The 24,613-nt window shown below is 69.4% G+C and carries 34 protein-coding genes, 1 tRNA gene and 1 pseudogene; 6 read left to right on the forward strand and 30 right to left on the reverse strand.

What is annotated here, in order from left to right; genetic code table 11:
• Both AB0J39_RS21895 and AB0J39_RS21900 read right to left on the reverse strand, forming a co-directional pair.
• Positions 1–420, reverse strand: a 420-nt coding sequence (locus AB0J39_RS21895) for a hypothetical protein (protein WP_363467572.1), incomplete at its 3' end; no start/stop codon positions are given.
• 261 nt (positions 421–681) lie between these two features.
• The gene (locus AB0J39_RS21900; protein WP_363467574.1) at positions 682–1,122 is read right to left on the reverse strand and encodes a hypothetical protein; all 441 of its coding nucleotides are present in this window, start codon (positions 1,120–1,122) and stop codon (positions 682–684) included.
• Between the two features lie 97 nt (positions 1,123–1,219).
• Here AB0J39_RS21900 and AB0J39_RS21905 point away from each other — a divergent pair, with 97 nt between their 5' ends.
• Entirely contained in the window at positions 1,220–1,447 is a 228-nt protein-coding gene (locus tag AB0J39_RS21905) for a hypothetical protein (RefSeq protein WP_363467577.1), read from the forward strand.
• Position 1,448: 1 nt separating this feature from the next.
• On the opposite strand, the gene AB0J39_RS21910 is transcribed toward AB0J39_RS21905, so the two are convergent.
• The 23 genes from AB0J39_RS21910 to AB0J39_RS22020 form a co-directional block, all read right to left on the reverse strand.
• Complete coding sequence (locus AB0J39_RS21910; RefSeq protein WP_363467580.1) at positions 1,449–2,144, reverse strand: hypothetical protein; 696 nt, start codon at positions 2,142–2,144, stop codon at positions 1,449–1,451.
• Positions 2,125–2,487 carry a hypothetical protein gene (locus AB0J39_RS21915; protein WP_363467583.1) on the reverse strand — a complete coding sequence of 121 codons (363 nt, stop codon included), beginning with the start codon at positions 2,485–2,487 and terminating at the stop codon, positions 2,125–2,127. The genes AB0J39_RS21910 and AB0J39_RS21915 overlap by 20 nt, the downstream gene beginning before the upstream one ends.
• Before the next feature lie 283 nt (positions 2,488–2,770).
• Positions 2,771–5,395 carry a phage/plasmid primase, P4 family gene (locus tag AB0J39_RS21920; RefSeq protein WP_363467585.1) on the reverse strand — a complete coding sequence of 875 codons (2,625 nt, stop codon included), beginning with the start codon at positions 5,393–5,395 and terminating at the stop codon, positions 2,771–2,773.
• The gene (locus AB0J39_RS21925) at positions 5,392–5,823 is read right to left on the reverse strand and encodes a hypothetical protein (protein WP_363467587.1); all 432 of its coding nucleotides are present in this window, start codon (positions 5,821–5,823) and stop codon (positions 5,392–5,394) included. The genes AB0J39_RS21920 and AB0J39_RS21925 overlap by 4 nt, the downstream gene beginning before the upstream one ends.
• 175 nt (positions 5,824–5,998) lie before the next feature.
• Positions 5,999–6,538, reverse strand: coding sequence for a hypothetical protein (locus AB0J39_RS21930; RefSeq protein WP_363467590.1), 540 nt, complete (start codon positions 6,536–6,538; stop codon positions 5,999–6,001).
• A 26-nt stretch (positions 6,539–6,564) separates the two neighbouring features.
• On the reverse strand, positions 6,565–7,347 hold the full coding sequence (locus AB0J39_RS21935) for a hypothetical protein (protein WP_363467592.1): 783 nt from the start codon (positions 7,345–7,347) through the stop codon (positions 6,565–6,567).
• 5 nt (positions 7,348–7,352) lie between these two features.
• Positions 7,353–7,685, reverse strand: a complete 333-nt coding sequence (locus AB0J39_RS21940; protein WP_363467594.1) for a hypothetical protein — start codon at positions 7,683–7,685, stop codon at positions 7,353–7,355.
• Positions 7,686–7,901: 216 nt separating this feature from the next.
• Positions 7,902–8,207 carry a MerR family transcriptional regulator gene (locus tag AB0J39_RS21945; protein ID WP_363467597.1) on the reverse strand — a complete coding sequence of 102 codons (306 nt, stop codon included), beginning with the start codon at positions 8,205–8,207 and terminating at the stop codon, positions 7,902–7,904.
• Complete coding sequence (locus AB0J39_RS21950) at positions 8,204–8,446, reverse strand: hypothetical protein (RefSeq protein ID WP_363467599.1); 243 nt, start codon at positions 8,444–8,446, stop codon at positions 8,204–8,206. Before AB0J39_RS21950 ends, AB0J39_RS21945 begins: the two co-directional genes overlap by 4 nt.
• Entirely contained in the window at positions 8,443–9,069 is a 627-nt protein-coding gene (locus AB0J39_RS21955; RefSeq protein WP_363467602.1) for a hypothetical protein, read from the reverse strand. The genes AB0J39_RS21950 and AB0J39_RS21955 overlap by 4 nt, the downstream gene beginning before the upstream one ends.
• A complete protein-coding gene (locus AB0J39_RS21960) occupies positions 9,066–9,284 on the reverse strand; it encodes a hypothetical protein (protein ID WP_363467604.1) in 219 nt (72 codons plus the stop codon). Before AB0J39_RS21960 ends, AB0J39_RS21955 begins: the two co-directional genes overlap by 4 nt.
• On the reverse strand, positions 9,281–10,129 hold the full coding sequence (locus AB0J39_RS21965) for a DUF2303 family protein (protein ID WP_363467606.1): 849 nt from the start codon (positions 10,127–10,129) through the stop codon (positions 9,281–9,283). The genes AB0J39_RS21960 and AB0J39_RS21965 overlap by 4 nt, the downstream gene beginning before the upstream one ends.
• Positions 10,126–10,500 carry a hypothetical protein gene (locus AB0J39_RS21970; RefSeq protein WP_363467609.1) on the reverse strand — a complete coding sequence of 125 codons (375 nt, stop codon included), beginning with the start codon at positions 10,498–10,500 and terminating at the stop codon, positions 10,126–10,128. Before AB0J39_RS21970 ends, AB0J39_RS21965 begins: the two co-directional genes overlap by 4 nt.
• Entirely contained in the window at positions 10,497–10,907 is a 411-nt protein-coding gene (locus AB0J39_RS21975; RefSeq protein WP_363467610.1) for a hypothetical protein, read from the reverse strand. Before AB0J39_RS21975 ends, AB0J39_RS21970 begins: the two co-directional genes overlap by 4 nt.
• Positions 10,904–11,431, reverse strand: a complete 528-nt coding sequence (locus AB0J39_RS21980; protein ID WP_363467613.1) for a hypothetical protein — start codon at positions 11,429–11,431, stop codon at positions 10,904–10,906. Before AB0J39_RS21980 ends, AB0J39_RS21975 begins: the two co-directional genes overlap by 4 nt.
• Complete coding sequence (locus AB0J39_RS21985; protein ID WP_363467616.1) at positions 11,424–11,933, reverse strand: hypothetical protein; 510 nt, start codon at positions 11,931–11,933, stop codon at positions 11,424–11,426. The genes AB0J39_RS21980 and AB0J39_RS21985 overlap by 8 nt, the downstream gene beginning before the upstream one ends.
• Complete coding sequence (locus AB0J39_RS21990) at positions 11,930–12,265, reverse strand: hypothetical protein (protein WP_363467618.1); 336 nt, start codon at positions 12,263–12,265, stop codon at positions 11,930–11,932. Before AB0J39_RS21990 ends, AB0J39_RS21985 begins: the two co-directional genes overlap by 4 nt.
• Complete coding sequence (locus tag AB0J39_RS21995; protein WP_363467620.1) at positions 12,262–12,543, reverse strand: hypothetical protein; 282 nt, start codon at positions 12,541–12,543, stop codon at positions 12,262–12,264. The genes AB0J39_RS21990 and AB0J39_RS21995 overlap by 4 nt, the downstream gene beginning before the upstream one ends.
• Positions 12,543–12,866, reverse strand: coding sequence for a hypothetical protein (locus AB0J39_RS22000; protein ID WP_363467623.1), 324 nt, complete (start codon positions 12,864–12,866; stop codon positions 12,543–12,545). The genes AB0J39_RS21995 and AB0J39_RS22000 overlap by 1 nt, the downstream gene beginning before the upstream one ends.
• On the reverse strand, positions 12,863–13,255 hold the full coding sequence (locus tag AB0J39_RS22005) for a hypothetical protein (RefSeq protein WP_363467626.1): 393 nt from the start codon (positions 13,253–13,255) through the stop codon (positions 12,863–12,865). The genes AB0J39_RS22000 and AB0J39_RS22005 overlap by 4 nt, the downstream gene beginning before the upstream one ends.
• On the reverse strand, positions 13,252–13,500 hold the full coding sequence (locus tag AB0J39_RS22010) for a hypothetical protein (protein ID WP_363467629.1): 249 nt from the start codon (positions 13,498–13,500) through the stop codon (positions 13,252–13,254). Before AB0J39_RS22010 ends, AB0J39_RS22005 begins: the two co-directional genes overlap by 4 nt.
• Positions 13,501–13,571: 71 nt before the next feature.
• Positions 13,572–13,877 (reverse strand): hypothetical protein, encoded by a 306-nt coding sequence (locus AB0J39_RS22015; RefSeq protein WP_363467631.1) that lies wholly within the window; start codon positions 13,875–13,877, stop codon positions 13,572–13,574.
• Positions 13,874–14,140, reverse strand: a complete 267-nt coding sequence (locus tag AB0J39_RS22020) for a hypothetical protein (RefSeq protein WP_363467633.1) — start codon at positions 14,138–14,140, stop codon at positions 13,874–13,876. Before AB0J39_RS22020 ends, AB0J39_RS22015 begins: the two co-directional genes overlap by 4 nt.
• Positions 14,141–14,318: 178 nt before the next feature.
• Here AB0J39_RS22020 and AB0J39_RS22025 point away from each other — a divergent pair, with 178 nt between their 5' ends.
• Positions 14,319–14,981, forward strand: coding sequence for a hypothetical protein (locus tag AB0J39_RS22025; protein WP_363467636.1), 663 nt, complete (start codon positions 14,319–14,321; stop codon positions 14,979–14,981).
• Here the strand turns inward: AB0J39_RS22025 and AB0J39_RS22030 are convergent.
• Together AB0J39_RS22030 and AB0J39_RS22035 are read right to left on the reverse strand one after the other, a co-directional pair.
• Complete coding sequence (locus AB0J39_RS22030; RefSeq protein WP_363467639.1) at positions 14,978–15,262, reverse strand: hypothetical protein; 285 nt, start codon at positions 15,260–15,262, stop codon at positions 14,978–14,980. The genes AB0J39_RS22025 and AB0J39_RS22030 overlap by 4 nt on opposite strands.
• 533 nt (positions 15,263–15,795) lie before the next feature.
• Positions 15,796–16,821 carry a tyrosine-type recombinase/integrase gene (locus tag AB0J39_RS22035; RefSeq protein ID WP_363467642.1) on the reverse strand — a complete coding sequence of 342 codons (1,026 nt, stop codon included), beginning with the start codon at positions 16,819–16,821 and terminating at the stop codon, positions 15,796–15,798.
• A 143-nt stretch (positions 16,822–16,964) separates the two neighbouring features.
• On the opposite strand from AB0J39_RS22035, the gene AB0J39_RS22040 reads away from it, so the two are divergent.
• A tRNA-Arg gene (locus tag AB0J39_RS22040) sits at positions 16,965–17,037 on the forward strand.
• A gap of 609 nt (positions 17,038–17,646) precedes the next feature.
• The gene (locus tag AB0J39_RS22045) at positions 17,647–17,829 is read left to right on the forward strand and encodes a hypothetical protein (RefSeq protein WP_363467675.1); all 183 of its coding nucleotides are present in this window, start codon (positions 17,647–17,649) and stop codon (positions 17,827–17,829) included.
• 667 nt (positions 17,830–18,496) lie between these two features.
• Here AB0J39_RS22045 and AB0J39_RS22050 read toward each other — a convergent pair.
• From AB0J39_RS22050 to AB0J39_RS22060, 3 genes and pseudogenes are all read right to left on the reverse strand, one after another.
• Complete coding sequence (locus tag AB0J39_RS22050) at positions 18,497–20,677, reverse strand: SpoIIE family protein phosphatase (RefSeq protein ID WP_363467645.1); 2,181 nt, start codon at positions 20,675–20,677, stop codon at positions 18,497–18,499.
• Positions 20,678–20,834: 157 nt separating this feature from the next.
• Positions 20,835–21,727, reverse strand: a pseudogene (locus AB0J39_RS22055) (IS5 family transposase).
• Positions 21,728–21,982: 255 nt separating this feature from the next.
• The gene (locus AB0J39_RS22060; protein WP_363467648.1) at positions 21,983–22,240 is read right to left on the reverse strand and encodes a hypothetical protein; all 258 of its coding nucleotides are present in this window, start codon (positions 22,238–22,240) and stop codon (positions 21,983–21,985) included.
• A 414-nt stretch (positions 22,241–22,654) separates the two neighbouring features.
• On the opposite strand from AB0J39_RS22060, the gene AB0J39_RS22065 reads away from it, so the two are divergent.
• Both AB0J39_RS22065 and AB0J39_RS22070 read left to right on the forward strand, forming a co-directional pair.
• A complete protein-coding gene (locus tag AB0J39_RS22065) occupies positions 22,655–23,500 on the forward strand; it encodes a peptidoglycan-binding protein (protein WP_363467650.1) in 846 nt (281 codons plus the stop codon).
• Between the two features lie 41 nt (positions 23,501–23,541).
• Positions 23,542–24,426 carry a peptidase inhibitor family I36 protein gene (locus AB0J39_RS22070; RefSeq protein ID WP_363467652.1) on the forward strand — a complete coding sequence of 295 codons (885 nt, stop codon included), beginning with the start codon at positions 23,542–23,544 and terminating at the stop codon, positions 24,424–24,426.
• Positions 24,427–24,613: the final 187 nt, after the last annotated feature.

Below are 24,613 nucleotides of genomic sequence, written 5' to 3' on the forward strand. Positions count from 1 at the left end.
GAGGCCGGCGGCGAGGGCGCCGAGCATGGAGCGGGCCTCGTCGGCGCCGTTGTCGGCGTCGAAGCGCTCGTAGGCCATGTGCTTGTCGGACATGATCCCGTACGCGGTTGCCCAGTCGCGGGCGTCGCGCCCGTCCTTCGCGGTGAGGATCTTCCGGCGTAGCTCGGCGGCGACGGTCAGGCTCTCGGCTGCCTCGACGGCGCGGGCCGCCTTGCTGTCGGCTGCTCTCGCGCGCGTTGCTTTTTCGGTCTTCTCGCGCGAGAAGGCGTCTACGACGTTGTTGTCCTTCGCGATCTTCCGGACGGTGGCGTCGCTGACGCCGTGGTCACGAGCGATGCCCCGGCAGGACTTCTCGCGAGCGCGGATGTCGGCGAGGATCGCGTCCTTGGTGGCGTCGTCGAGGGGGCGTCCTTGAGGCACACGTTCACCCCCACCACAGGATTCGGGCCGACAGGATGACGAGCGCCCAGGAGGCGGCGCCGGCGAGGGTGACGGCGAGGAGGCCGCGGAGGCGGTAGCGCTTGCCGGGCCGGGGGTGCATGGGCACCTCCGGGCATGGAAAAGCCCCGCTCGTTGGGCGGGGCGGGTGTGGGCATGCTGCCGCTGGGGTCGATCATGGCAGGTTGTGGATAACCCGTCAAGCTGGGCGCCCCGGTGGTCGGGGCGCCCGCGGCGGGGCGGTCAGATGGTGGCGCAGATGGCCTCGACGGCGGCCTGGGGGGTGGCCCACTTCGTGACCCTGTCGAGGTGGTCTTCGAGGGCGACGCCGGCGGGGGCGCGGTAGACGAGCTCGGCGGGGGTCCAGCGGCCGTCGGTGGTGAGGATCAGCTGGTCGTCGGTGGTGGTGACGGTCCAGCCGCCGTGGTCGCCGGGGATGAGGGTGACGGTGAGGTCGGGGGTGGCGATCAGGCGGGCGACCTTCTCGGGGTTCCAGGTGCGGCGGGCGGCGCGCTGGCGGAGGCTGTGGCGGGCGCGGGCGGCGTCGACGGTGCGGCGCTCGCGGGGGGCCATCGAGTCGAGGAGGGCGGCGCGCTGGGCGGCGGTCATGGCGTCGAGCGCGCTGGTGAGGATGGCGTCGCGGTCGGCGAGGGGGAGGACGGTGGCGAAGGTGGTGGCGGTCATCGGGTTCTCCCTGGTAAAAGTGGCTTTCTCTTTTCTGTTGGCCTCAACGTAGCACGCCCCCTAGAAAATTGGAAGCCACTTGTGCCAGGATTTTTCTATGACTTCCCGCCACGCGCTGACGACCAGCACGTTCCGGCCCGAGCAGGCCGAACTCGACGACGCCCGCCCCCACGTCCCCGACGGCCGCACCATCGACGGCCTGCTGCGCGCCACCCTCCGCGCGCTGGCCGCCGACCCCGAGCGCCTCCTGGAGGTGCTGGAGCCGCACTGGCCGGCGGCCAAGCGGCGCGGGCGCCCGCCGAAGCAGGCGCCCGCGGCCGACTAGGTCACGCCGCCGCCTCGCCCACCGACACCAGGCGGGCGAGGCGCTCCCACTCGCTCATGGGCCAGCACGGGCGCCCGCCCCACCACGTCCCCACCTCCCGGGCCGGCGGCTCGCAGTGCCCGGACTCGCAGACGATCGCGACCTGGCCGCCGGGCAGCTCCCGCACGCGCCACGTGTGCGCGCCGCCGATCGGCTCGTCGTCGGTGATGCCCTGGCACCAGGGGCAGACGACGGCCAGGAGTTGCCCGTCGACGACGAGGCCGAGCACGGCGGCGACCTTGCCGACCATCAAGGCGACGATCGGGGCCGCCCGCTCCTCCAGGTCGAGGGTGATGTGCCGGCGGGCGTGCTCCAGGTACGGGCGGGCGTCGAGCTGGCCGAGCCGCGGCGGGGGAAGCACGTCGACGCCGGCGTGCTCGGCCACCTCGGCGGCCAGATCGTCCGCCCGCACGAGCAGCTCCAGGGCCGTGCTGAGCACGCCGACGTCCAGGGGGGCGGGGGATTCCCCGAGGGCGTCCGTGGTGCGCTCCAGGCGGTCCTGCCGGGCCTCCTCGTCACGTGCCGCGCGCTGCTCGGCCGTGAGCGGCTCGTACCGCCACGGACGGGGGGTGCCGGGGAGGCGGGCCTCGAGGAGGTCGGGCCAGTACTCGATCAGCCAGGCCAGGCCGTCCCGGACGTCAGAACGGGGGTCGCTCATCGGTCGCCTTTCTCGTCGGCGGGCGGTTCAGGAACAGCGCTTTCGTGGACACCGGCCCCGGGCATTTATGCGTGGGCAGGATCGGGTATTTGCGTTTCTTGATTCGCCATTGGTTTCGGTAGGCGATTTCTTTTTTCATGGTGCCGATGAGGTCGTACGTCATGCGGCCTTCGAGGCGTGCGCGGATTTCGCCGACGAGGTCGAGCGGGGTGGGGTCGAGGCGGATGTCGAGGCCGGCGACGGGGGAGTCGAGGGCCCGGATGGTGAGCGCGTGGCAGCGCGGGCAGGGCTCGATCTGGGCGGTGGTGGACAGCCGTTCGGGGACCCATCGGGGGGCGTTCATGATCGGCTCCGGTGACGCGAGTGACGCGTGACGCGTTTTCCCGGGTTGAGCCCTAATGCGCGTATGTGCGCGCGTGTATGGCCGGATAGTACGTAAAAACGTGTCACACGCGTCACGCCAAGATCGTCTAGCGGAGATCGTGACACATGCCGCTTGCATCCTCGCTGGTCTGACGCATGTGACGCGTCATCCCGGCATGGCGAAAGTCGTGACGCATCCGTGTGGAAACGCGTCACGGATGCGTCACTCACCCCCCCACATGCGTCACGCCCCACCCTCGCGGTCACCATCCGGGCCCGCCGATCCGCTCGGCCGGTGACGCATCCTCGCCGTCGGGTGACGCATCCGGTGACGCATCCCGCAGCCGGATCCCCCGGTAGTACCGGGCCGAGTTGGACCGCTCGGAGATGACTCCGAACCGGCGCTGGAGGGCGGTGCCGAACCCCTTCGCCGAGGCGGGCTGCTCCCCCTCGCCGCGGCACCACGACTCGTACGCCGCCCGCAGAATCGACACCCGGATGCCCATGTGCTGCATTGTCGGATTTCCGGTCTCGCACATTTCCTCAACGAAACGAGCGATGGAGTCCTGGTCTTTGGCGTACGCGTCGGTGGCCGTGCGGACGGACTCGGGTTCGGCAATTCCGTGGGCGAAATAGTCGGCCGCCCCTTGAATGGCCCACGCCAGAATCGCGGGGCCCTCCTCGTCGACGAGCTTGTCCTCCAGGTGCGGGTCGCGGTCCTCCGGGGGGACGACGTGGAGGAAGGGGATGAGCTTCAGGCGGCGCCACAGGGCGGGGCCGCCGGCGCGTACGGCGGGCTGGTGGTTGGCCAGGAGCCACAGGGAGTGCGTCGGGCGGAAGGTGAAGAAGTCGGCGCGCATGAACCGGGCGCTGATGGGGTCGCGGCCGGTGAGCATCTTCACCTTGGCTTCGGCGAACCGCTGCCCGTCCTCGAGTTCGGAGGTGACGACGAGGCGGGCTCCGGCGAGCTGGGCGAGTTCGGTGGGGTGCCCGGCGTTCTGCGTCGCTAGCAGGATGTCGGAGGACACCGACAGGGCGTAGCCGTTGGGGCCGATGCCGAGCAGGCGCTGCATGGCGCCGAGGAGGGTCGTTTTGCCGTTGGCGCCTTCTCCAAAGGCGAACGGGAGGACCTGCTCCAGCACCGTGCCGACCAGGCTGACGCCGAGGAGGCGCTGCACGTACGTGGTGATGGCGGGGTCGCCGGCGAAGGTGTCGGCGAGGAACTTCAGCCACCGCTCCGGCCGGGCGGTGAAGTCGGGGCCGACGGTCGCGGTGCGCGCGTGCAGGGCGCTGGGGTCCGGCCGCCGGATGGTGCCGGTCTTGAGGTCGACCACGCCCTGCGGGGTGTTGAGTTCGTACGGCTGGGCGTCGAGCTGGTCGATGTTGACGACGATGCGGGGGTCGGAGCGGGCGACGACGAGCATGGCGTTGAGGCCGCGCGCGGACAGGGATGTGCGGCGGTGGCGGCGCTGCTCGGTGTCGGCGTCGGGGAGGGCGCGGGCGATGTGCCGGGCGAGCTCCTGGGCGGCCCCGGCGGCGTCCCACCGCCACAGGTGCCCGTCCCAGGTGAGCCACGAGGCGCGCTGCGGGCAGTACCGCAGCGTCGGGTGGTGGGTGTCGACGAGGCGGAGGGCGTTGCCGTCGTCGGTCAGGGAGTAGGTGTCCGGCTCGCTGGTCACGGTGGCCGACGCCGTGGGAGTGCTGGCGGGCGGCTCGTCGGCGGTCTGCCGTTCGGCCGACGGCGACGGGGTGGGGGCGATGCGGCGCGGTTCCTCCGGCGCGGGCCGCCCGTATCCGGCGTCCTTCAGCGCGCGGGCGGCCGCCTTGTGGTCGCCGCCGTGCTCGAGTACCGCCAGCGCGCCGAGTTTCGTGTACGGCGTCTCGGGCTCGAACTCGGTCGAGGTGGTGAAGACGTATAGCCGGTCGCGGTCGTCGGCGTGCCCCGTGGTCGCGCTGATGCCGATGTTCTTGCCGGGGCGCCGCCAGTACCTGGTCTTGCCGGACTGGTGGACGAGGGTCCAGCCGTGGCGTCCGAGCAGGGCCGCCCAGTCGACTCGGGCCTCGAAGTCGTCCCCCGGGGTGATGCCGCCCTCCGGCCGGTCCGGCTCGGCCTGGCCGGGCTGGGTGAAGGGGAGCGGCTCAGCGACCGGCTCCGGGGCGGGGTGCATGCGGTCGAGCAGCTGCGCAATCCGGTGGATGGCGTCCCGCTCCGCCACCGTGATGGTGGCGATTGTCGAGGGGCCGCCGGCCAGGAGCCGCCACGCCTTCCCCGACGGGTGCGTGGTGCCGTTGGAGGGGGCGACGACGACGAAGCCACCTTCGCCGCGGGTTTCGATGAGGACTTGGGGCACCTGGTCGCCGCGGACGACACGGTCGAGGGTTTCCTGCCGCCGGGCGCGCACGCCAGGGTCGGTTTCGGCGTCGATGCTGGCCTGCTGCTCTGCCTTCCACGCGGCGAGTTCGGCCGGGGTGGAGGGGCGGCGGGCGAGTTTGACGTTGCCGAGCGCGGGCCCGCCGGTCACGCGGTAGAAGACGTGGAGGCCGCCGGAGGGGGTTTGTTCGAGGTACCCGGCCGTGAGGCGTGACCAGATGTCGCCGAGGCCGGCGGCGGTGAGCAGCTCCATGAAGGTGGGGAGGACGCCCTCGGCGACCGCGCGGCCCTCCAGCTCCAGCATTTCGAGGTCACCGGAGATGGTGCCGGTGACGACGCCGATGCCGGGGTGCCCGCTCGCGAACCAGCCCTCCAGCTCGGTGATGGTCATGCGGGTGGTCTGGTAGCGCTTCCACGAGCCCATGGGGGCTTTGGTGCCGTCGATGGCGGCCGGGATGACAGAGATGCCGGCGGCGTGGAGGGTGAGGGCGGTCCCGAGGACGCTGCCTGTGGTCACGCGGAGACTCCGGGGGCGATCGTGAGGATGTAGACCTGGCCGCAGGGGGCGGTGCGGTACCAGCGGCGGTCGGGGGTGGTGATGGTGTGCCAGTGCACGCCTGCGCAGTTCGGGCAGTGGTCGACGACGAGCCAGGGGAACAGCGACGGGCGGGGCTGGACGACCTCGCCCCACGGCGTCACGTACGTCGCGCTCGTCTCGTTGCGGCGGACGACGAGCCGGGCGGTCACGCGCGCGGTGGCGAGGCAGACGTGCACGGGCCCGCGCGGGCGCATGGTGCGCATGCAGATCGGCGCGCAGTAGGTCGGCTGGTCGGGGCAGGGCAGGCGTTTGCCGTGGCAGGTGAGGCAGGTCTCGGCGCAGGGTAACGGGGGCTCCGCGACGGGTTCGGCGGCGGCGGGGATGCGGATCTGCAGGTCAACGCCCATTGGTGCCCCTCGTTGTTGCGCGGTTGTGGGTGGTACGGCCAAGCCCGCCCCCGACCCGATGCAGGTCGAGAGCGGGCTGTGGCTGGTGCGTTGGCTGGGCCTGGCCGCCGCTTCCCTTCAGCGACCAGGGCCCAGCCGGGTTCCCCGCGGTCCGGCCGACCGCGGGGAGTCTCGGTTAGGCCGACGCGCCCTGACCCTGGAGCTGGGCGAGGAGGGCGGCCACGTCGGCGGGGAGGTTGGCCGGGTCGATCGCCTGCGCCGGGGCGGCGGCCGGAGCCGGAGCGGGCGCCGGAACCGTCGCGGCGGGGGCCGGGGCGGGGGCCGCCTGCTGCGCGGCGGGGGCCTGGAACGGCTTCGGCAGGCTGTTCACGTACGCCGTCGCCACGGCCGCGTCCTGGTCGGAGAACGGCTGGAGCACGTACGGCGCGGACTGGCCGGGCTTCGCGACGCCCTGCCCGATCCTCGCGAGCACCGGGTCGCCGCCGACCGCGTCCCGGAGCGACGCGACCAGCGCCCGCTGGAACAGCAGCGCGTTGTTGAAGACCTGCGGGCCGCCGGGGGCGTCGATGACGTGGACGTCCGCGGCGACGGCGTCGGACGCGCCGAAGCTGGTCGGGATCTGCTCGCGGAACGCGAGGGCGTAGACGAGGACGAGGCGGCCGAGGTGGTCAGCGGGCTTGAAGACGTCGCCGCTGCCGGAGGGCTGCTTGAACATGGTCTTTCTCTCTTCCTGCTGGGTTGTTACTGGTGGCCCGGGCAGCCGACGGCGAGGTCGGTCGAGCCCGGGAGGTAGAAGGGGCAGTACGTGCAGAAGGCGTCTGCCGTGGGGAACAGCGGCCAGGCCTGCGGGTTGGCCTCGGGGTCGGCGTGCAGGAGCAGGGACCGGATCGTGTCGACGCGCCGGATCGCCTCCAGGGCAATCGTGTGGTCGTACGGCTCGGTCCAGACGTGCAGGCCGCTGATCTGGCCGCCGCGGGGGAGGAACACGATCGCGACGTGCTCGACGCGTTCGCCGGCGAGCTGCTGGCCGAGGCCGTACAGGTGGGCCTGCTTGCGGTACTGCTCGCCCGGCCCGTTGGCGCGGTACTTCTTGAGCCGGTCGGTGCCGACGACTTTCCAGTCGATGACGACGCCGTGGTCGCGGTCGAACAGGTCGGAGTGGCCGCGCAGGCTCGGGGTGATCTGGAGGGTGCGCTCGATGAGGTACCGCTCGTAGCCGAGCCGCCGGTTTTCGGCCCGGTACGTGGTTTCCATCCAGGCGTGGACGGCGGTACCGATGATCGACGCCCACGGGTCGGTGTCGGCGTTGACGGCGGGCCAGTCGAGCAGCTTGTAGGCGAGGCGGCGGGTGCAGGGGATGCCGTACTCGGACGGGCCGAGCGCGACCTGCTGCGAGCGGGCGGCCGAGGCGTCGGCGCGCTTCACGGTGTCGATCACGCTGGTGGCGATCTGCCCGGCGAGGCCGTCGAGCGGCGGTGCGAACTGGCCGGCGGCGGGGGGCTGCTGGAACGCGAGCGCCGTCACGGTGGTCAGTCCTCGCCGACGAGCTTGAAGGGCCGGGACGCCTTCTTCGGCTTGAGGTACTGGGCGTAGATCTGCGGGTGGTCCTTGGCGAGGGCCTTGCTGTCGATGGCCATGGCGGGCTTGGACCAGGTGAAGGAGATGGCGGGCTCGCCGTCGACGGTGGCGCCGGGGGCGTCGCCGATGCGGGCCTCCAGCTGCTCGCGGATGCGGTCGCGCTGTTCGGTGAGGTCGTCGATCTGCTTACCGAGCTGCCGGTAGGCGAGGCGGAGGAGCCGGCCGACGTGGTCGAGCTCCACGGGGGCCGCGGCGGGGGCGGTCTCCTCGTTTGTGCTGGTCATTGCGGTTTCTCTTTCTCTGACTTTCTTCATTCCTGGCGGTCCCGCGTGGCCGGATTTATTTCTTTCCGTCCGTCCGCGCAGGCCTGACTTTCTGACTGACTGACTGACTGCGCGGTGCGGGCCGAATAGTTGACTGACTCGGCTTGGTGCGGGGTCGCAGAGCAACCTTAAGACAGATAGAGACAGATAGCAACAGCTATCTGTCTCTATCTGTCCTCAGTCCTGAATCTTGAGCGTGATCCCCTCACCGAGCTCCACCTCGACCAGGCCGAACGCCACGATCGAGCGGGCCACGCTCGCGGCCGATTCCATGACCAACCCGGCGGCCGAAAAGCGAGCGATCAGGGCGGCGATCCTCAGCTCCGTCTCCGGCCAGATACGGGCGACGCCGGTTTGCCCGCCACCTTCGGGGTGGAGGTAGCCCTTCCTCGTCCAGTGGTCGAGCTGCCGCCACGTCAGCCCCAGCCGGGCCGCAGCTTCGGCGGTGCCGCCCTCGATGGTCGAACCGCGCGGCCGGCTCACCGCGGGGCCCGGTCGCGCGCCATGTTCGCCTCCTGGAGCGTGGCGAGGCGCTCCTCGAGGGCGCGGTTCGTCTCCGTGAGGCGGCGGATTTCCCCGCGGAGCTTGTACTCCCCGCCCGTGCGCGCGGTGTTCTCGGTTTCGAGGGCGCGGACCCGGCGGGCGAGCTCGGCCGCGTCGGCGCGGGCGGCGTCGACGAGGCGATGGAGCTGGGTGCGGGTGAAGAACCAGTACCTGATCACGACTCGTCGCCTTCCTGCGCAGCGAGCCGACGCCGGATCGCCATACGCCACTGCCGGGCGACAGCCTCGACCTGGAGCAGCTCGACGAGAAGCTTCTCCGGGTCCTCCTCGGCGAACGCCTCGGCGAACGCCTCGTTGAGGATGTGCTGCCACGTCACTTCCCCGGCCTCGGCGGCGCTCTTGCACCACTCCCGGGCCATGTCGGCGTACGCGCGGGTGTCCTGGCAGTCGTGGGTGCCGTCGGGGTGGTCCTGGACACCCCATTTCGCGTCCTGCCGGGCGAGCTCGGCGCGGACTTCCTCTTCCTCGGCAGTGCGGGCGGCCGACTCGCCGAGCGCTCCGATCGCCACCGAGATGAGCTTGCGGCCACGTGCCGTGTCCACGTCGTCCGGGTAGCCGTCTTCGTCGAACGTGCCGTCAACGTGGCCCGCTCGCGCGAGAGCCGTGTACAGCTCCCATGACCAGCCAGAGTTGCCGAACGGACGTTTCCCGCTGAACCCCTCGCCGTGCTCCCACACCGTGGCGACCAGCGCAACCAGGTAATCCCTGATCGTGGTGGCGCTGGCGTCGTTGGGCTGCATGGGCGTGTCCAGGATCTGAACGCCTGACAGTTCCTGCGTCATGAGGTTCCTCCGGTGGTGGTGCGGGCCGCCGGCGGCCCGAGCAGCGTGGTCACGAACTCGGCGACCCCGGTGCAGGTGTCCCACGTGGACACCGTGATCTGGTCGCCGTCCCGGCGGGTGACGGTCACCGTCGCCGACCGGCGTACGGGGGCGGGTGTGGGGAGGCCCCCGCCGGAAGAACCGGCGAGGGCCTGCGTCGTGCTCGTACTGGTCACGCGGGGGTGCCTCGCATCACCGTGATGCCCAGCTCCTCCGACAACTTCGCGACGACCGTCTTGACCGCGTCCTTCGCGACCTCGTCCGCGTTGTCGAGCAGGTAACCCATGAGCAGCTGGCCGCCCTGGATGCGGTAGCGGAAGCGGGCGGTCACGGCGTACGGCTCGCTGTCGTCGAACGGCGCGATGCCCAACTCCAGCGCGGAGGGCACCTCGATGGAGCCCTTGGCCCCGGCGCCGGCCTCCGTCTCCTCGGTGAACGTCAAGCGCCGGTCGCCGTTGGACAGGATCGTCGCCGACTGGAACGTGACCTTCTGGATGGCCTGGAACTGCTGGACGAGCTCGAGCATGTCGGCCGCCGACGGCTTGCGGATGTCGGCCCGGTTGTCGTCGATGAAGTCGGCGAACTCGGCCTGCCGGATCAGCTTGCGGTCGCCCCCGGTCCAGCGCTTCCACGCCTCGGTCTTGGCCAGGGTCAGGATGAGGCGGTGGTCGCCCCAGCGCGCGGTGTCGTCCGGGTCGTCGATCTCGTTGGTCTTCATGTGCGCGTTCAGCACCGCCGTGACCGTGGCGGCGTCGATGTCGACGTACACCTCGGACTGGTCGTCGCTGTGCTTGCCGTAGTAGTGGACGAACGACGGGACGTCCTGCACGCGGACGGTGCCGGTCTTCCGGCGAGGCTGGGCGAGGTGCCGGTCCAGCAGGTCGATCGTGGTGACCTTGTCGCGGTGCTTGAAGGCGTAGAACTGGCCGGGCTCCAGGCTCTCGGCGAGCTGGGCCTCGTTCAGCGCCTCGATGAGGGCGTCGTTCTCCGTACGGCCGGCCACGGCGGTCAACTCGTTCACTTGACGATCTCCTTTACGGCGGGAGTGTCGATGTCGACCCGGCGCAGGCCGGGCAGCGCGATCTGGCGGGGGTCGTCGCGCACGAGGTTGTTGTCGCCGTCGGCGAAGAACACGGCCTCGGCCGGGCTGCCCTTCGGCGGGTTGATCGACGCCTGGGCGGCGACGACGAGCGCGGAGGTGTCGCCCTTCATCGGGGACACCTCGACGGTGAGGGTGAACTTGCCCTTCTTCCCGTTCGTGACGACGGCCCGGACGAGGTCCTGGAGCAGGATGGCGGCCTCGTCGATCACCTCGCCGCGCTTCAGGTCGCGGAGGATGTCGGCGAACGGACGCACCCGGCCGGGTGAGTCTTCGGTGGGGGCGGTGGTCATACCGGTTGCCTTTCATTAGTGGGGATGAACGTGCTGGTCTTGGTGAGCCAGGCCTCGGCCTGGTCGCGGGTGTGCGTCGTGCCGGTGCCCCTGTTGAGCTTGGGCAGGGCATCGGTCGCGACGCCCATGGCGATGGCGACCTGCACCCACGTCATGCCGAGCTGGGCACGGCGCTCCTGGAGGCGGGTGAACAGCTCCCGCGCCTCCTCCGGGGTGATGCGCGGCCAGTTCGGGAGACGCACCTCATTGGGGTCGAAGGACCGGCCGCGGTGGTCGAACTGCCATCCCTGCTTCGTGGCGAGGCGGCGGATCGACCCGGCCGGCCAACCCGTCCAGGCCTCGACTTTGCTGAGGGGGTGGCCCATGCGGAGGAGGTTGAGGACGCGGGCGGGCGGGGACACGCTCATACGCCCACCTCGGCCAGCTCCGGCCACGACACCTTGCCCAGGGCCTCGCGCTGCGCCTTCGGCAGCTCGACCAGCGGCGCGCCGAGGCGCTCCATGCCCATCGCGCGGAGCCAGAACGCGTCGACCTTGTTGTCGTCGCGCTCGTCGATCTCGAACCGCTGGAACAGCGCCATCCGCATGTCCGGCTTCGTGGCGTTGCCCTTCCCCGTGGCGTACTTCTTCAGCACGCTCGGCGGGACGACGGCGTACGGCACGTCGGAGAAGTCGAGGCGGTAGATGATGTGCCACCACAGGCCGGCGGCTTCGTGGTGCCCGGCCTGGAGCGCCCGGGAGTAGGCGGGGCCCTCGACGACCACCAGATCGGCCGTGTGGGTCTGACCGTCGCCGAAGATGTGCTCGGCGATCCAGGAGAAGCGGTCACAGCCGCGGAGGTCGCCGCAGCGGATGCGCTCGAGGCCGTCGTCGCGGGACATGCCGGTGCCGGTGAGGGAGAGGTCGAGGCCGACCACGCTGGGGCTACGCATCGGCCATCCCGGCGGCTTCGTCGAGGCAGGAGCCGAGGAGCGCGGCACGCTCGGCCTGCTCGTCGGGGTCGTCCAGCAGGTCGCGCAGGTCACGGAGGGTCGGAGTTGTCGCCCCGAATCCGTCGGCGATCAGCGCGTTGAGACGCTCTCGGACGCGAGCGATGGCGGCCTTAGCCTGCTCCAGCTCGGCGCGGTCGGCGTTGTGCTCCCGCTCCCGGGCGATCAGCCGCTGCGCCTGCTCGGCGATGGTGGCGACAGCCTTGTTCCGCTCGGCGCGGAGTTCGTCCCACTCGGCGACGTGCGGGGGCGTGCGACCGGCCGCTCGCCACGTCTCGTCGGCGTAATTCGTGCAGGGGTGGCATGACCCGCACGGGGCGTCGAGCTTGGCCCGCAACCGCTCGACCTCGGCCATCAGCTCGGCAAGGTCCTGTGTTCCCATGACTCCGCCGGCAACAAGGCTGCGGAGCTCGGCGAAGCGCTCGTCGGACATGGGGCCAGTCATCGGCGCCCACCGCCCTTCCCGGCCGACCGCACCTCGCGCGTCGACCCCGTGTTGCAGGTGAGCCACCGCGCGAGCGCCACCGTCAGGAGCGAGCCCATGCCGAGGATGACCGCCGCCGTCGCCCACCACACTGCGTCGGGGACGAGCGCGGCCAGGGCGCGCACCCCGTCGTTGCGCTCGGCCACGATGACGAAGGTGGCGAGGTAGAGGGCGGCGACGCCTGCGGTGGCGGCGACGAGGCGGTGCGCGGGGAGGCGGCGGTTGTGGGCGACGACCGCCAGCGCCGAAGCGCCGGCGGCGATCGCGATGCACACGGGGACGAGCCAGATCACGCCTGGCCCCCGGTCTCGTCGGCCAGCTCCTTGTGCGCTGCCTCGAACCCCTGGAAGCTCTGCTCCTGGGCCGGGGTCCAGGCGGCGCGCGGGTTGTCCTGCCCCACCTGCGGGAAAACGCGGGTGTCGGCCGGGTACGGGTTCTGTCCCACGGGGGCGAACAGCGGATTCGCGACGTTGGCCTGTGCGTAGGTGAGCAACGCGCGCCATCCGGCCGCGGTCTCCTCGGCCCGGTTGAGCTGCTCGCGCAGGTGGTTGATGTGCTCGTTGGTGAACATCAGGACTCCGAGGTGACGAGGGTCAGGGGCTGGTGGACGCCGGCCGCGGTGGCGACCGCGAGGAGCTCGGCGTCGGGGATGGTGCAGGGGCGGCGCCCGCGGATGAGGGTGCGCAGCAGCACGCTGGCCTGGGTGGCGTCGTGCTCCTGGAGGGCGGCGGCCAGCTGCTCGAAGACGAGCCAGGCCTCGATGTCGCCGAGCGCGGGCGCGGAGTATTCGGCGACGATGATGGCGGCGGTGCCGCCGTGGATCTCGCCCGTGTTGTAGCGGGTGGCGGCGCGGGTGAGCATGTGCTCGGCGAGCAGCTCGTCGGCGGGGATCACGACTCGCCGCCCTTCGCCTCGTCCTGGCGGTGAACGAGCGTCATCGGCCCCCAGGCCCGCAGCAGGACCTCGGGGTCGTCGGGGTAGGCGGTGCCGCTGCGGCCGATCATCCTGACCGGCTCGTCGAAGTCGGCCTGCCCGGCGAACCACGGGTCACCCGCCCGGTCGTGCCAGAGGTCGCCGGGACGGGGCGGCCACTCGGCCGGGGCCAGGTACTCGAAGGCGACGCCGGGCACGCTGGAGGGCAGCGTGACGCACATCGTGTCCGTCTCGGACGAGGCGTACGCGATGGTCGTGAAGTACTTCCGGTCGCCGGCGTACGCCTCGCGGACGATGCCGGTGATGGTGACGCGGACGCGGTCGCCGGGCCGGAGCTCGATCTCGCTCACGCTGACCTCCGGTCCGCCGGAACCACCTCACGCTCCGGCCGGCGGTGCACCAGCACCGTCCGCCGGGTACGCAGCACCCGGGCGTGGACGCACAGCGCGCCGCACCCGTCGGGGCACGGGGTCGGGTGGTCGAGCACCTCGACCGGTTCCGGCTCCGGCACCAACCTGGTCGGCACGGCGAGGGGGATGATCACGGTCTGTCCGGGGGCCAGGTCCTCGAAGATCGAGGGGGTACGCTTGGGCATGAAACGCTCCTGATTTCTCGGGATTGGGAGCTGCGGGCCTCTCGTCGTCGCGTGACGGGGGGCCCGACGTCTTATTGCTGGGCGGGCCGGTACGGCTGACGCGCCCGCTGCTGCCGCTCGGCCTTCCGCGCACGGCGGACGGCGGCGGACTTCCTCGCGCGGCGCTGCATCTCGGCCCGGCGCGCGTTCACCGCAGCGGCCGGGATGTCCTCTTCGCGCACCCGCCCCTCCTGCCGGAGCCGGTTCTCCCAGTACTCCAGGGACACGGGGGAGGCGTTCGTGGCGGGCTGGGTGCGCTCACGCCGGTCCGGGGTGTAGGCCCAGCTCACGTTCACCGCGAGGCGGGCGGCGGCGGATCGCTGCTCGGGGGTGCTCATCGGCCGGCCCCCGCGGACTCGGCCACGGCGTCGGCCGGGTCGGCGAGGAACTCCGAACGGTTGGAAGAAAGCACTCGGCACAGCGCCCCGACGAGTTTCACGCCGGGCTGCTTGTGGCCAAGCTCGATGTTGCGGAGGTGGTCGGGGTGGATGGTCCGCTTCTCCCGCTCGGCGAGGGCCTGGACGACGTCGTTGACGGTCAACTCCAGTTCCTCGCGCCGCCGGCGCAGCTTCCGTCCGTCCACTTTGGTCAGTTGAGCCATGCGCCAACCGTAGGACAGATATAGACAGATAGCAAGAGAATCTGCCGCTATCTGTCTATATCGTTCTTTACCTGTCCTGTGACTCCAGGTTAGTTTCGGTCAAAATGGGGCATGACCTGCCGTTATGGCACTCCATCTGCCTAGACCTGTCCCCATCTGTCATGTAGGAATAGAGGCCGTGGGCATACACCAGACCGAGACGGCGAGGGAACGCCTCGCCCGCCTCATGGACGAGCGGCGCGAGGAGCTCGGCCTGAACTGGAACCAAGTCGCCGAACGCGCCGGCCTCACGAAAACGGGCCTCAACCACGTCCGATTCGAAAACCGGAAGATGCGCGCCCCCACCAAACGAGGCCTCGAAGAGGCCCTGAGCTGGGCGCGCGGCAGCATCGACCGCTACCTCGAATCCGACGGCGATCCCGCCACCCTCGAACCCGTCACCACCGGCACGCTGGCAGGTTCGATGCCCAGCTTTAGCGGGGGCGCGACCGCCAGCGTCGAGGTCACCGCCTCTTCAGATATCGACATCACCTACCACGCGCCGGACGGCGGCCGGTACCTCATCCAGGTCAAGGCCATGGAGGGCACCTCGGAGCGTGCCGAAGACCTGGCCAAGGCAATCGAGGACTATGCCAACCACGAAGGTGGGACCGTCTTCGTCGGGCGGGAGGAGAATCCCACCATCCGGGAGATCCTCGACGATCCGAATCTCCCGGATGAGGTGAAGCGTCCGCTCGTCGCCGCGTACGAGCTGCTGCGCAGTGCTGCTGCTGCTGCGTTGAAACAGCGGCCGGCGGAGGATGGGCCGCCGGCCCAGCTCAGGAAAATCTCGAAAGGCTAGTAGCGGAAGCCCTGCGGCGGAGTGCCGGCGTTGTGGTCGGCCGCGTCGAGCAGGCCGTGAACGACGGCGCGGGCGCCGACGTTGTATCCGCGGTCGAACTGGTAGACCTGGGACTTCATTTTCTTGAGGAATATGAGGCCCAAGACCCAGAGGGTGACGGTGAATGCACCGACCATCAGAGTGACGTGGAGCCGCATGGTGCCGGTTTCGGTCAATGCCGTGAACAGCGTGCTGCTCCAGAGCAGGGCTGCGAGACCAGCGATCTTGCGGATGGCGGTCATTGTGTCCTTCCCCGTGAGCCGCGTTCCCCACGTGGCGACTCACCTATCACCGTGTTTGCAGGCGACGGCTCAGCCACTGTAGGTCGCAACTTTCGGTGAGGGAAGCACTGGTTTTGGTGCGGTCCAATCACGCCCTGTGCCTATTGCACAGGGCGAAGTTGAACGTTCACTGATCGTGGACAAGACCGGAAATGTGGTTCCTATGTTCGATAAGAATGTCCAGTCCTGTCCGAAAACGGCCCAAAGTCGCAGGCAAGGTAACCGTCACCTGAACGATAGATTGCAAACCCGCAACGGCTGTCACCGTGAAGAGGACGGCACGGCTCGACCCGAGCAGACAACGAGCCGACCACGGGTCCGACCCCCCGTCACTGGGGTCGGCGCCCACGGTCGCCCGCACGGACGGGCGCCGTCGCCTGCATGCGGGCATCCCGTCCGTGCGGTGCCTATGGCCGCGGCGCGGATGCCCCCCGATCTTCGAAATCGTATCTACTCGAATTCAAGGAGTCACTAGTTCGACGGCCTACATTTCGTTAAATCCGGTCACCAGGTGACAACCGCGCATGAGTCTCCCGCGCCCGCTCCTGCGCCAGGTCTCCCGTGTAGTGATCCACCATGTCCCGCGTCTTCCACCCCAGGATGTGCTGGACATCCCCATCCGACGCCCCGGCCTTGAGCAGGTTGTGCGCCGCCGTCCCCCGGAACCGGTGCGGGTGGACATTCTCGACGCCGGCCTCCTCGCCGCGGCGCTTCAGCATCTGGTACATCCCCGACGACGTCATGTGCTCCGTCCCTCGCCCCTGGATGCCCAGCCACAGCCACGGCGACGAGTGGGCCTTCGGGTGCGCGCTGCGGGCCCGCAGGTAGCGGTCGAGCGCCTGGGCGGCCTTCGCGCCGAGCGGGATCCAGTGCTCATCCCCGCCCTTCAGCCGGATGCGCAGCCGCCGGCCACGCAGGTCGACATCGTTGGTCCGCTCGTCCCTCGGCGTGTAGCGCACGCCTGCCAGGCCGGACACGCGGGCGCCGTTGTCGGCGAAGATGCGGACGATCGCGGTGTCCCGGCGGGCCTCGAAGTCGTTGCCCGAGCAGACCTTCAGCAGGGCCCGGATGTCGTCGTCGGACAGGAACCGGCGGACCTTCCGCGTCGTCTGGGGGCGGTCGGCCTTCAGCACGGGGGAGGGCTGGGTGCGCTCGCCCTCCTCGCGCATCCAGTTGAACCAGACCCGCAGGCACCGGAACGCCACGTCGGCCGACACCGCCGAGGTGCGGTGCCGCTCGAAGACGAGGAACGCGCGGACGTGCTCGGCCTGGACGCCCTCAGCGTCCGTAGGAAGCCCGTTGTCTGCCAGGTAGGTCAGGAACCGGACGGCGGTGTCGGTGTAGCCGCGGACGGTGCGTGGGGACTTCGCTGAGGCCTCCAGAGACAGCCGCCAGGACTCCAGCACCGCGCCGAGGTCGGCGCCGCGCGGCACGCCGTAGGAGGAGGCGGAGCGGCGGCCGGGTCGTCGCCGGCGGGCGGGGTCGAACTGGACGAGGTTGTCGCCGATCGCGGTGGGCACGTCAGACCTCCGAGGGGGGCAGGAGCTACGGCGCGTTCGATTTGGCGTCCGCGTGGCCATGGTTATACGCTCTAGGAGCAGCGTTCGACGTGCTACAGTTTCACCAAGACCGGGGAAACCGCAGGTCAACGCAGCAAAACCAAGCGGCCGTAGCTCAATGGATAGAGCATCTGACTACGGATCAGAAGGTTAGGGGTTCGAGTCCTCTCGGCCGCGCACATCGTAGAAGGCCCGTGACCAGGGAAAACCTGGAAACGGGCCTTAGTGTTTCCGGGGATCACCCGGCCTCTTCCGCGTCTGTGGGAGCCACCTTGGGAGCCACCCGTTTCGGTCGGCCCAGTAGAGCGCTTGAAATGGCCTCTGTCGCCGCCCGCTTGTCGCCCTCCATGAGGTGCCCGTACACGTCCTTGGTGATCGCGATGCTCGCGTGTCCGAGGACGTCGGAGACGACGTGGAGCGGCGTCCCTTGGGCGAGAATGTACGGCACGCATGATCCGGATGCTGTTGGCGCTGTAACCCTTCTCCCGCTTGGCCTGCCAGAGTGCATCGACGTGAGCGACCGTGAGGCCGGTCAGCTTGTGCCGGTCGAGGCCCGGCTTGAGATGCAGTCGCACCGTGTCCTCGTAGTCGTCCAAGGTCGAATCGCTCACGTGGCCGGGCAACGTCGTCAGCCCTTACGGTGACCTTGTCGTCAAGCGCGGGGAGGCTCTTGGAGACCCTCACGGATCTTGCGGATCTCCTCAGCACCACCGACGCCTGCATCATGCTGTCCAACACCCCTGCGACACCGCCGCAGGTGTCCTCATCGCCCGCGAAGCCGGAGCCATCGTCACCGACATCGACGGCACCTCTCACATCACCAAGGCCCGAGGCGCCATCGCCGCAGGCCCCAAAATCTCGCTGATCTCGTTGAGCTGGTGGCGGGGGCCGAGAAGGAAGCTGGTCGCACGACGTAGCTTCCCAGTAGTCGGAGTAGGCCTCAGGCTTCAAACATCATCGACGCTGTGAGGTTTCGAGGGCCTCTCCAACTCGAGGCCTCGTCTGCGGGAGCTCAAGCATCCGACTCGTCGACCCACTCCACAGTGGCAACGAGGTTCTCCCGGATGGTGATAGAAGCTGCCTCCAGTGTCAGCGGCCTCGCCCTCTAGTGTCGCGTTGTGCAGCACCACTTCCAACACCGTGGATGCAAAGTCGTGCTCCTCTACAGGAGGGTTGTCGAACATACGGTGTTCGTATGTCACAGCCGCACGCTAGCGCCGCAGACGCAAAAACGAGGATCGCGTGCCAGGCCGGAGATCGTGGAAGCGGAACCCAAGGCGGCGGCGTGCCGCGCCGCCGCATGGATGCAGCCCTCACGATCACCATACGACGGTCTCTGTACGGGCTCGGAGCGAACGATGGTCCGGGGCTTCGTCTCTACTGGCGGCACGGGCGCGTTCCCCGATCTGGTCGGGGTTGCGGATGCCCTCTTCGTTTCCGATACTTCGAGTCCTTCTTGCCGGCGCTGTTGCCTGGAACGGCCGGACAGGGACGCGCGCGCTGGTAGTTCGTAACCTGAGCCCTTCTGTGCAGGGCGTACCCCTGCTGTTCGTTGGTGAGCGCTGAGCTCTGAAGCAAGACCAGGCCTGTGCAGGTTGCTGGGGTCACGAACGGCTGATTCGGATGCTAGGCCGTCTCACCCGAGGGGCCGTTTCGCGTTGTCGTCAGCAGGGAGGGATTGCTCGGTCCAGATGCATTTGCCGTCATAAAGGTAGCGGGCACCCCAGCGCCGGGAGAGGGCGGCCACCAACTGCAGTCCCCGGCCGCCTTCGTCGGTGTAGGAGGTGTGGCGGATGCGCGGGGTACTGAGGCTGCCGTCGTAGACCTCGCAGATCAGAGAGTGGCTGCGCAGCAGGCGCAGGCGTATGGGGCCCTTCGCATGCCGGATCGCGTTGCCGACGAGCTCGCTGACCAGAAGTTCGGTGGTGACCGTCAGATCGTCCAGTCCCCAGATGGCCAATTGTTTGCGGACATATCTGCGGGCCTCTCCGGCTGCCCTGGGATCGTCGGGGAGACTGCAGGTGGCGACATCGTCGGTGGCGGTACCACGGGTGTGAGCGATGAACAGGGCGGCGTCATCGTCGGTCTGTTCACGGGCGGGCAGCAGCGCCGAAACGACCGTGTCGCAGAGATCCTCCAGGTGCCCGACGTCGTCGCACTGGCCTCCTGACCAGAAGTGAGGCACGCGGGGCACGGCCTCGGCCAGGATCCGGCAGAGCTGAGCCAGTCCCTGGTCGACGTCACGGGTGGCGGATTCGACCAGGCCGTCGGTGCAGAGCACCAGCAGGCTCTCCTCAGCCAGATGCAATTCGTGGATCTCGAAGGGCGGTTCCGCGGCGCCCAGCGGCGGGTCGGCAGCCAGGTGGGGGCACAGCACGGTGCCGTCGGGGTTGACGATGACCGGTGGGGGATGGCCGGCCAGGCAGAGCGTACAGGTCCGGGTGGTGGGATCGAAGACGGCGTACAGGCAGGTGGCGTAGTAGTCGTCACCGAGATCGCTGACCAGGTCGTTGAGGTGGCCGATCAGTTCGTCGGGCGGCAGGTCGAGGTCGGCGAGGGTGCGTACAGCGGTGCGCAGGCGACCCATGGTGGCCGCTTCGGTGATGCCGTGTCCCATGACGTCGCCGATCACCATGGCGACCCGGCCGCCGGACAGCGGAATCAGGTCGTACCAGTCGCCGCCCACCTCCTCGCCCCGGCCCGCGGGCAGGTAGCGCGCAGCGGCGCAGGCCATGGGGAGACGGGGAAGCTCCCGGGGAAGCAGGCCGCGCTGCAGTTCCTGTGCGCGGGCGTGTTCCACGTCGTACAACCGGGCCCGTTCCAGCGCCTGGCCGACCAGACCGCCCAACGCCGTCAGCAGGGTGCGCTCCTCGTCGCTGAAGACACGCTCCCGCGCGAACGACACCACACATACGCCGATGGCCCGCCCGGAGGCGATCACGGGCAGGAGCGCCCAGGCGTTCTTCGGTGACGCCCCCGCCACGATCGCCATCGTTGGATAGCGCCGGCGATACTCCGCGCGCGATCCGATGAACCGGGGAGTACCGCTCTCCAACACATCGGTCACCGATGCGCTTTCGGTGAGCGGGACCCGGTCGAGAAGATTGAGGAATTCCTGTGGGTACCCGGCGGCGCCGACCACATTCACTCGGTCGCCTTCGATCAGCCAGACCACGAGCCCGTCGGCACAGAACGGAGGCAGGACATGGTCCGCGACGGCCTGCACGACGTCCCGGCTGGTGACGGCCTCGGCGAGCGCCGCGGTCAGCTCGCCCATCCGGACCGTCTGCTCGGACCCTGCCGTCGAAGTAAGGCCCGGCGCCGTGCCGGGCAAGCCTTCCAGGCGCGCAGCGGCCCATGCCGCTACCGCACCGAGAAAGGAACGCTGCTCGTCGTCCGGCTCGGCGGGCCCTGCCGTAAGCACGGACAACACCCCGACCGGCCCGTCGGCACCCGGGAGGGGCAATGCCGCCGTGCCGGCTGCCCCGATCCCCAAGCTGTCCCCGCACACCCAGACGTAGCCACCACGCCGCACGGCGCGTGTGGGCGCCACATCCTGCACGGTGTGAAGATCTGCCCACGCCTCGGCGGTCTCCGGAAGAAGCCCGCTGGCCGCCGCCAGGTGCAGGCAACCGGTAGCGGAATCACACCTGTGCACGAGGGCGCCCAGGCCGCCCAGGCTCGTCATCGCCTGCTGAAGAGCCAGCGTCAGCGTCTGCCGGCTCCACTGCCCTTCGTCCGAGGCCCGCGCAACGCCGAGCTGCTCCGCCTGCGGCTGCTCAGCGTGGCCCTTGGACCTAACTTTCGCGGCCGCCACCTCACCTCCCGGCATAAGCGCAGCAAAGGGGCAAGTCACCACTTATGTGCCTCTACAGTATCTTTCACTGCCATACGCGGCACTTTCGGGGTCCGTCACACTCCGCTGCTTCGTGTGCGCCCCTGGCAACACGGCCCGGTGACGACCCTGGCGCCCCTTAGAGCCTGTCTGACAAGTCGGCCTGGCGGAGCCAGAGCATCAGGCAGCCGATGGTGACGCCGGCGAGGTAGCGGCTGGCGAGCTTGTCGAAGCGGGTAGCGATCGCCCGCCACTGCTTGAGCGTGCCGAAGCAGCGTTCGACCAGGTTGCGCTGCTTGTAGAGCTCGGCGTCGAAGGCGTGGGGGCGGCCACCCCGGCTGCCCTTGCGCTTGCGGTTGGCGATCTGGTCCCTGCGTTCGGGATGACGGCCTTGATACCGCGCGAGCGCAGGTAGGCGCGGATCTTCCGGGAGGAGTAGCCCTTGTCGCCTATCAGGACATCGGGGCGTGTGCGCGGCCGTCCCGGCCCGCTGCGCGGGAGTCGCAGCTTGGCCAGCACCGCCTCGAACGCGCTGCAGTCCACCACGTTGCCCGCGGTCACGTGCAGGGCCATCGGCAGGCCGCGGGCCTCGGTGATCAGGTGGAGCTTGGTGGTCAGTCCTCCCCGGGACCGTCCAAGCGCCTGCCGCCTTTGCGACTGCTTCGTATCGATCGTCCCGCCGTCGTCCCCTTTCTATGGGCGGCGGCCGCGTGCTGGTGAGCGCGGGCGATGGTCGAGTCGATGCTGAAGGTCCACTCCACCCGGCCGACCGAGTCGTCCTTGACCTGCATCTCCTCCAGCAACCCGGGCCCAGGTCCCGTCCTGGTCCCAGCGCTTGAACCGCTCGTAACAGGTCTGCCAGGGGCCGTACCGCTCGGGGATGTCCCGCCACGGCCCGCCGGTCCGCAGCCGCCACAAGATGCCATCGATGACCTGCCGGTGATCGCGCCACGGACGGCCCTTACCGTCCGTGGCGGGCAGTAACGGCTCGATCCGCTGCCAGGCCTTATCGGTCAGCTCACCACGTCTCACCACGAACGATCATCTAACCGCACCAGCCGTGATCATTTGTCAGACAGGCCCTAGGGCTGGTCGGCGGGGCGACGACCCACTCGGTGTCCGGATCGTGGTCACACGCCAGCAGCCCGCATATACCGCCGAAGCAGGGCGGCAAACCATCAACAAGGGGCCTGCCCTTCCCTACGGATCAGAAGGTCAGGGGTTCGAGTCCTCTCGCCCGCCGACACCCGAAAGCCCGGCTCATTCGATGAGCTCGGCTTTCACTGGTCACTTCGCAACGGTCGCTGCCGCGCTCGCCACCCGCCTCGGACGGATGCCGAGCGCCAAGCCGATCAAGCCGGCGGTCATCAACGCACTCACCACGAGCTTGGGCGCCACAGCGCTGGAGACGAAATCGAGCACCTGGCCGCCGGTGAGAACGAGTGGCACCCACAAGGACACGAGGCCTGCTCGCCACGCAGCGAAGGCCAAGACCAGGAGCCCGATCATCCAGCCCAGGTTCCAGACCGCGAACGACGCCACCACCAGCGCGTCGTCGAGAGCATCGACGACCGCCGGATCGCCTCCGTCTTCACGCCCCCTTCGGCGAGGGCCCCCGAAAAGGCGTTGTAGTGCCACAGGTGGATCGCCGAAAAGTAGAGCGCGGGAACGGCCGCCACGGCTCACTGAGAGCGGCACGCCCCTCTCGCCGGTTTCGGCGAGAGGGGATTTTTCGATCTATCCCTGATCTGGTGTAGTAGAACGCTCGCAATGGCCTCCGTCGCCGCTCGCTTATCGCCCTCCACGAGGTGCGGTGGTTGTCAGGCGGCGCGTAAGCCTGTACGGGGAGCCTTGTCGGGACAGGCTGACAACACGATCTCCTTGTGGACGGCGTGAGCGATCCGAAACCGTGGAGCCGCTGCAGGAATCACCTGCCGGCGTCCGACACCAGGAGAAACGATGAAGCTGCCTGCATGCGCCGCCGCCCTCGGGGCGGCCGCCCTGCTCGCTTGCATGACCGGGGCGTCCGGGATGTCGGCGGCACAGGCAGCCGACGCCAGGGCCCTTCCGAGCGTGAACATGGAAGCCACTGTCAAGGCGGCCCAGATCGACCCGCGGCGGTCTGACGACACGCTGACCCCGGGCGCCAAGGCCAGCGTGCTCCTCGTTGAGCGGGCGCTGCGCGACCGGCACCTGCTCGACGCGAAGTGGGTGGACGGTTATTTCGGCACCACGACGGTCGTCGCCTTCGCGAAGTTCCAGAGGTCGCTCGGCCTCACTGGTCTCGCCGCCAACGGCCTTCCGGGCAAGGCGTCGCTCACCAGGCTCGGAGCCGGCCGTTTCACGGTCACCCACATCATCGGGCCGGGCGCCCGGGTGTCCGCCGGCGGCGTCGTCGTCGACACCCGTACGCGGAGCATGCTGGCAGAGGCGAAGCGGCTGTTCGGCCGCGACCTCGTGCTGTTGCAGGGGTCGTACAACCGCGGCGGCGACCCCACGTCCGCGGGCACCCACGACGGCGGCGGCGTCGTCGACATCTCGGTCAAGGGGATGGATTCCGCCACCCGCACCGCCGTCGTCCGTGCGCTGCGACGTGTCGGCTTCGCGGCATGGGTGCGTAGCCCCGATCAAGCCGACTGGCCGTGGCACATCCACGGCGCCGCGATCAACGACACCGACCTCTCCAGCCAGGCCCAGCATCAGATCGGTGACTACTACCTCGGTCTGAACGGGCTCGCCGGCCGTGGCCCGGACGACGGCCCGAAGGTGACCATCCGCACCTGGGAGGAGTACCAGCGCCGCTGACCATCCAAAACCCAGCCTGCACAGACACGAGGGAGAACACCATGGGGACGCTTGACAAGATCCTCGTCGCGGCGGCGGTCGGCGCGGCGGTGCTCGCCACCGCTTCGCCCGCCTCGGCGGCCACCCGCAACGGCGTGTGTGAGACCGGCGAGTTCTGTTACTACTTCAACAGCAACAACCAGGGATCGGTCTCGGACTTCACCGGATCGGTCGGCGACTACGGCACCCGGCAGCCCTCCTGTTACGACTTCAAGGGACCGGGCACCGGCAAGGGCAAGTGCGTCAAGAACGCCGCGGCCTCGGTCTGGAACCGTAGCGGCAAGACCGTCCGGGTCTACTTCAACAGCAACTACGGCGGCATCGTCTACCAGGACTTCGGGCCGGGCGCCAAGGGCAACCTCAAGCCCGGCCTCAAGAACCAGAACGCCTCCCACCAGTTCGGCCCGTCGTCATCGGCGCGTGTCAACATGTCGTACGCGCTGTACCAGACCGGTGGCGGCTATATCAGCTGCGGTTTCGACGGTTACGTCCACACCTCTGGCCGGCACGAGGGTATCGACATCAAGCGCAGCGAGGGTTCGGATGTCCACGCCCTGGTCAGCGGTCAGATCATCAACGTCGTGCACGGGCGCAACGGCGGCTCCGGGCTCTCCACGATCGCCATCTACAACGCCTCGCTGAACAAGACGATCATCTACCTGCACTCCGCTCCGCTGTCCTCGCTGCGTGTGGGCCAGCAGATCGCGCGCGGCCAGATCATCGCGGACGAGGCGTGGCACGGCGTGTCGTCCCGCAGCGCCGCGCACACCCACGTCGAGATGCGTCCTGGACGGCAGAAGCTCGCCGCCAAGAGCGTCCGCGACCCGAATCTGAGCAACCCGAACCCGAACTCGTTCTGGAACTCCCAGGGCTACAACGTCCGCTAGCGCACCGCGACCCCCAAGAAGAGGAAGGCGACTGTGTCTCCACGAACTGCACGGCTGATCTCGCGGCCCGCCGCGGAGGCCGCCGCGCTGGTGGTCGGCGCGGCGGTGCTCGCCACCGCTTCGCCCGCCTCGGCGGCCACCCGCAACGGCGTGTGTGAGACCGGCGAGTTCTGTTACTACTTCAACA

This window comes from Microbispora sp. NPDC049633 (assembly GCF_040675265.1).
Taxonomy (GTDB): Bacteria; Actinomycetota; Actinomycetes; order Streptosporangiales; family Streptosporangiaceae; genus Microbispora; species Microbispora maris.

Bases quoted from the DNA above. Each gene is read 5' to 3' on its own strand.
- AB0J39_RS21900 (WP_363467574.1), bottom strand. From the start codon at position 1,122: ATGACCGCCACCACCTTCGCCACCGTCCTCCCCCTCGCCGACCGCGAC.
- AB0J39_RS21905 (WP_363467577.1), top strand. From the start codon at position 1,220: ATGACTTCCCGCCACGCGCTGACGACCAGCACGTTCCGGCCCGAGCAG.
- AB0J39_RS21910 (WP_363467580.1), bottom strand. From the start codon at position 2,144: ATGAGCGACCCCCGTTCTGACGTCCGGGACGGCCTGGCCTGGCTGATC.
- AB0J39_RS21915 (WP_363467583.1), bottom strand. From the start codon at position 2,487: ATGAACGCCCCCCGATGGGTCCCCGAACGGCTGTCCACCACCGCCCAG.
- AB0J39_RS21925 (WP_363467587.1), bottom strand. From the start codon at position 5,823: ATGGGCGTTGACCTGCAGATCCGCATCCCCGCCGCCGCCGAACCCGTC.
- AB0J39_RS21930 (WP_363467590.1), bottom strand. From the start codon at position 6,538: ATGTTCAAGCAGCCCTCCGGCAGCGGCGACGTCTTCAAGCCCGCTGAC.
- AB0J39_RS21940 (WP_363467594.1), bottom strand. From the start codon at position 7,685: ATGACCAGCACAAACGAGGAGACCGCCCCCGCCGCGGCCCCCGTGGAG.
- AB0J39_RS21955 (WP_363467602.1), bottom strand. From the start codon at position 9,069: ATGACGCAGGAACTGTCAGGCGTTCAGATCCTGGACACGCCCATGCAG.
- AB0J39_RS21970 (WP_363467609.1), bottom strand. From the start codon at position 10,500: ATGACCACCGCCCCCACCGAAGACTCACCCGGCCGGGTGCGTCCGTTC.
- AB0J39_RS21975 (WP_363467610.1), bottom strand. From the start codon at position 10,907: ATGAGCGTGTCCCCGCCCGCCCGCGTCCTCAACCTCCTCCGCATGGGC.
- AB0J39_RS21980 (WP_363467613.1), bottom strand. From the start codon at position 11,431: ATGCGTAGCCCCAGCGTGGTCGGCCTCGACCTCTCCCTCACCGGCACC.
- AB0J39_RS21985 (WP_363467616.1), bottom strand. From the start codon at position 11,933: ATGACTGGCCCCATGTCCGACGAGCGCTTCGCCGAGCTCCGCAGCCTT.
- AB0J39_RS21995 (WP_363467620.1), bottom strand. From the start codon at position 12,543: ATGTTCACCAACGAGCACATCAACCACCTGCGCGAGCAGCTCAACCGG.
- AB0J39_RS22010 (WP_363467629.1), bottom strand. From the start codon at position 13,500: ATGCCCAAGCGTACCCCCTCGATCTTCGAGGACCTGGCCCCCGGACAG.
- AB0J39_RS22015 (WP_363467631.1), bottom strand. From the start codon at position 13,877: ATGAGCACCCCCGAGCAGCGATCCGCCGCCGCCCGCCTCGCGGTGAAC.
- AB0J39_RS22020 (WP_363467633.1), bottom strand. From the start codon at position 14,140: ATGGCTCAACTGACCAAAGTGGACGGACGGAAGCTGCGCCGGCGGCGC.
- AB0J39_RS22030 (WP_363467639.1), bottom strand. From the start codon at position 15,262: ATGACCGCCATCCGCAAGATCGCTGGTCTCGCAGCCCTGCTCTGGAGC.
- AB0J39_RS22065 (WP_363467650.1), top strand. From the start codon at position 22,655: ATGAAGCTGCCTGCATGCGCCGCCGCCCTCGGGGCGGCCGCCCTGCTC.
- AB0J39_RS22070 (WP_363467652.1), top strand. From the start codon at position 23,542: ATGGGGACGCTTGACAAGATCCTCGTCGCGGCGGCGGTCGGCGCGGCG.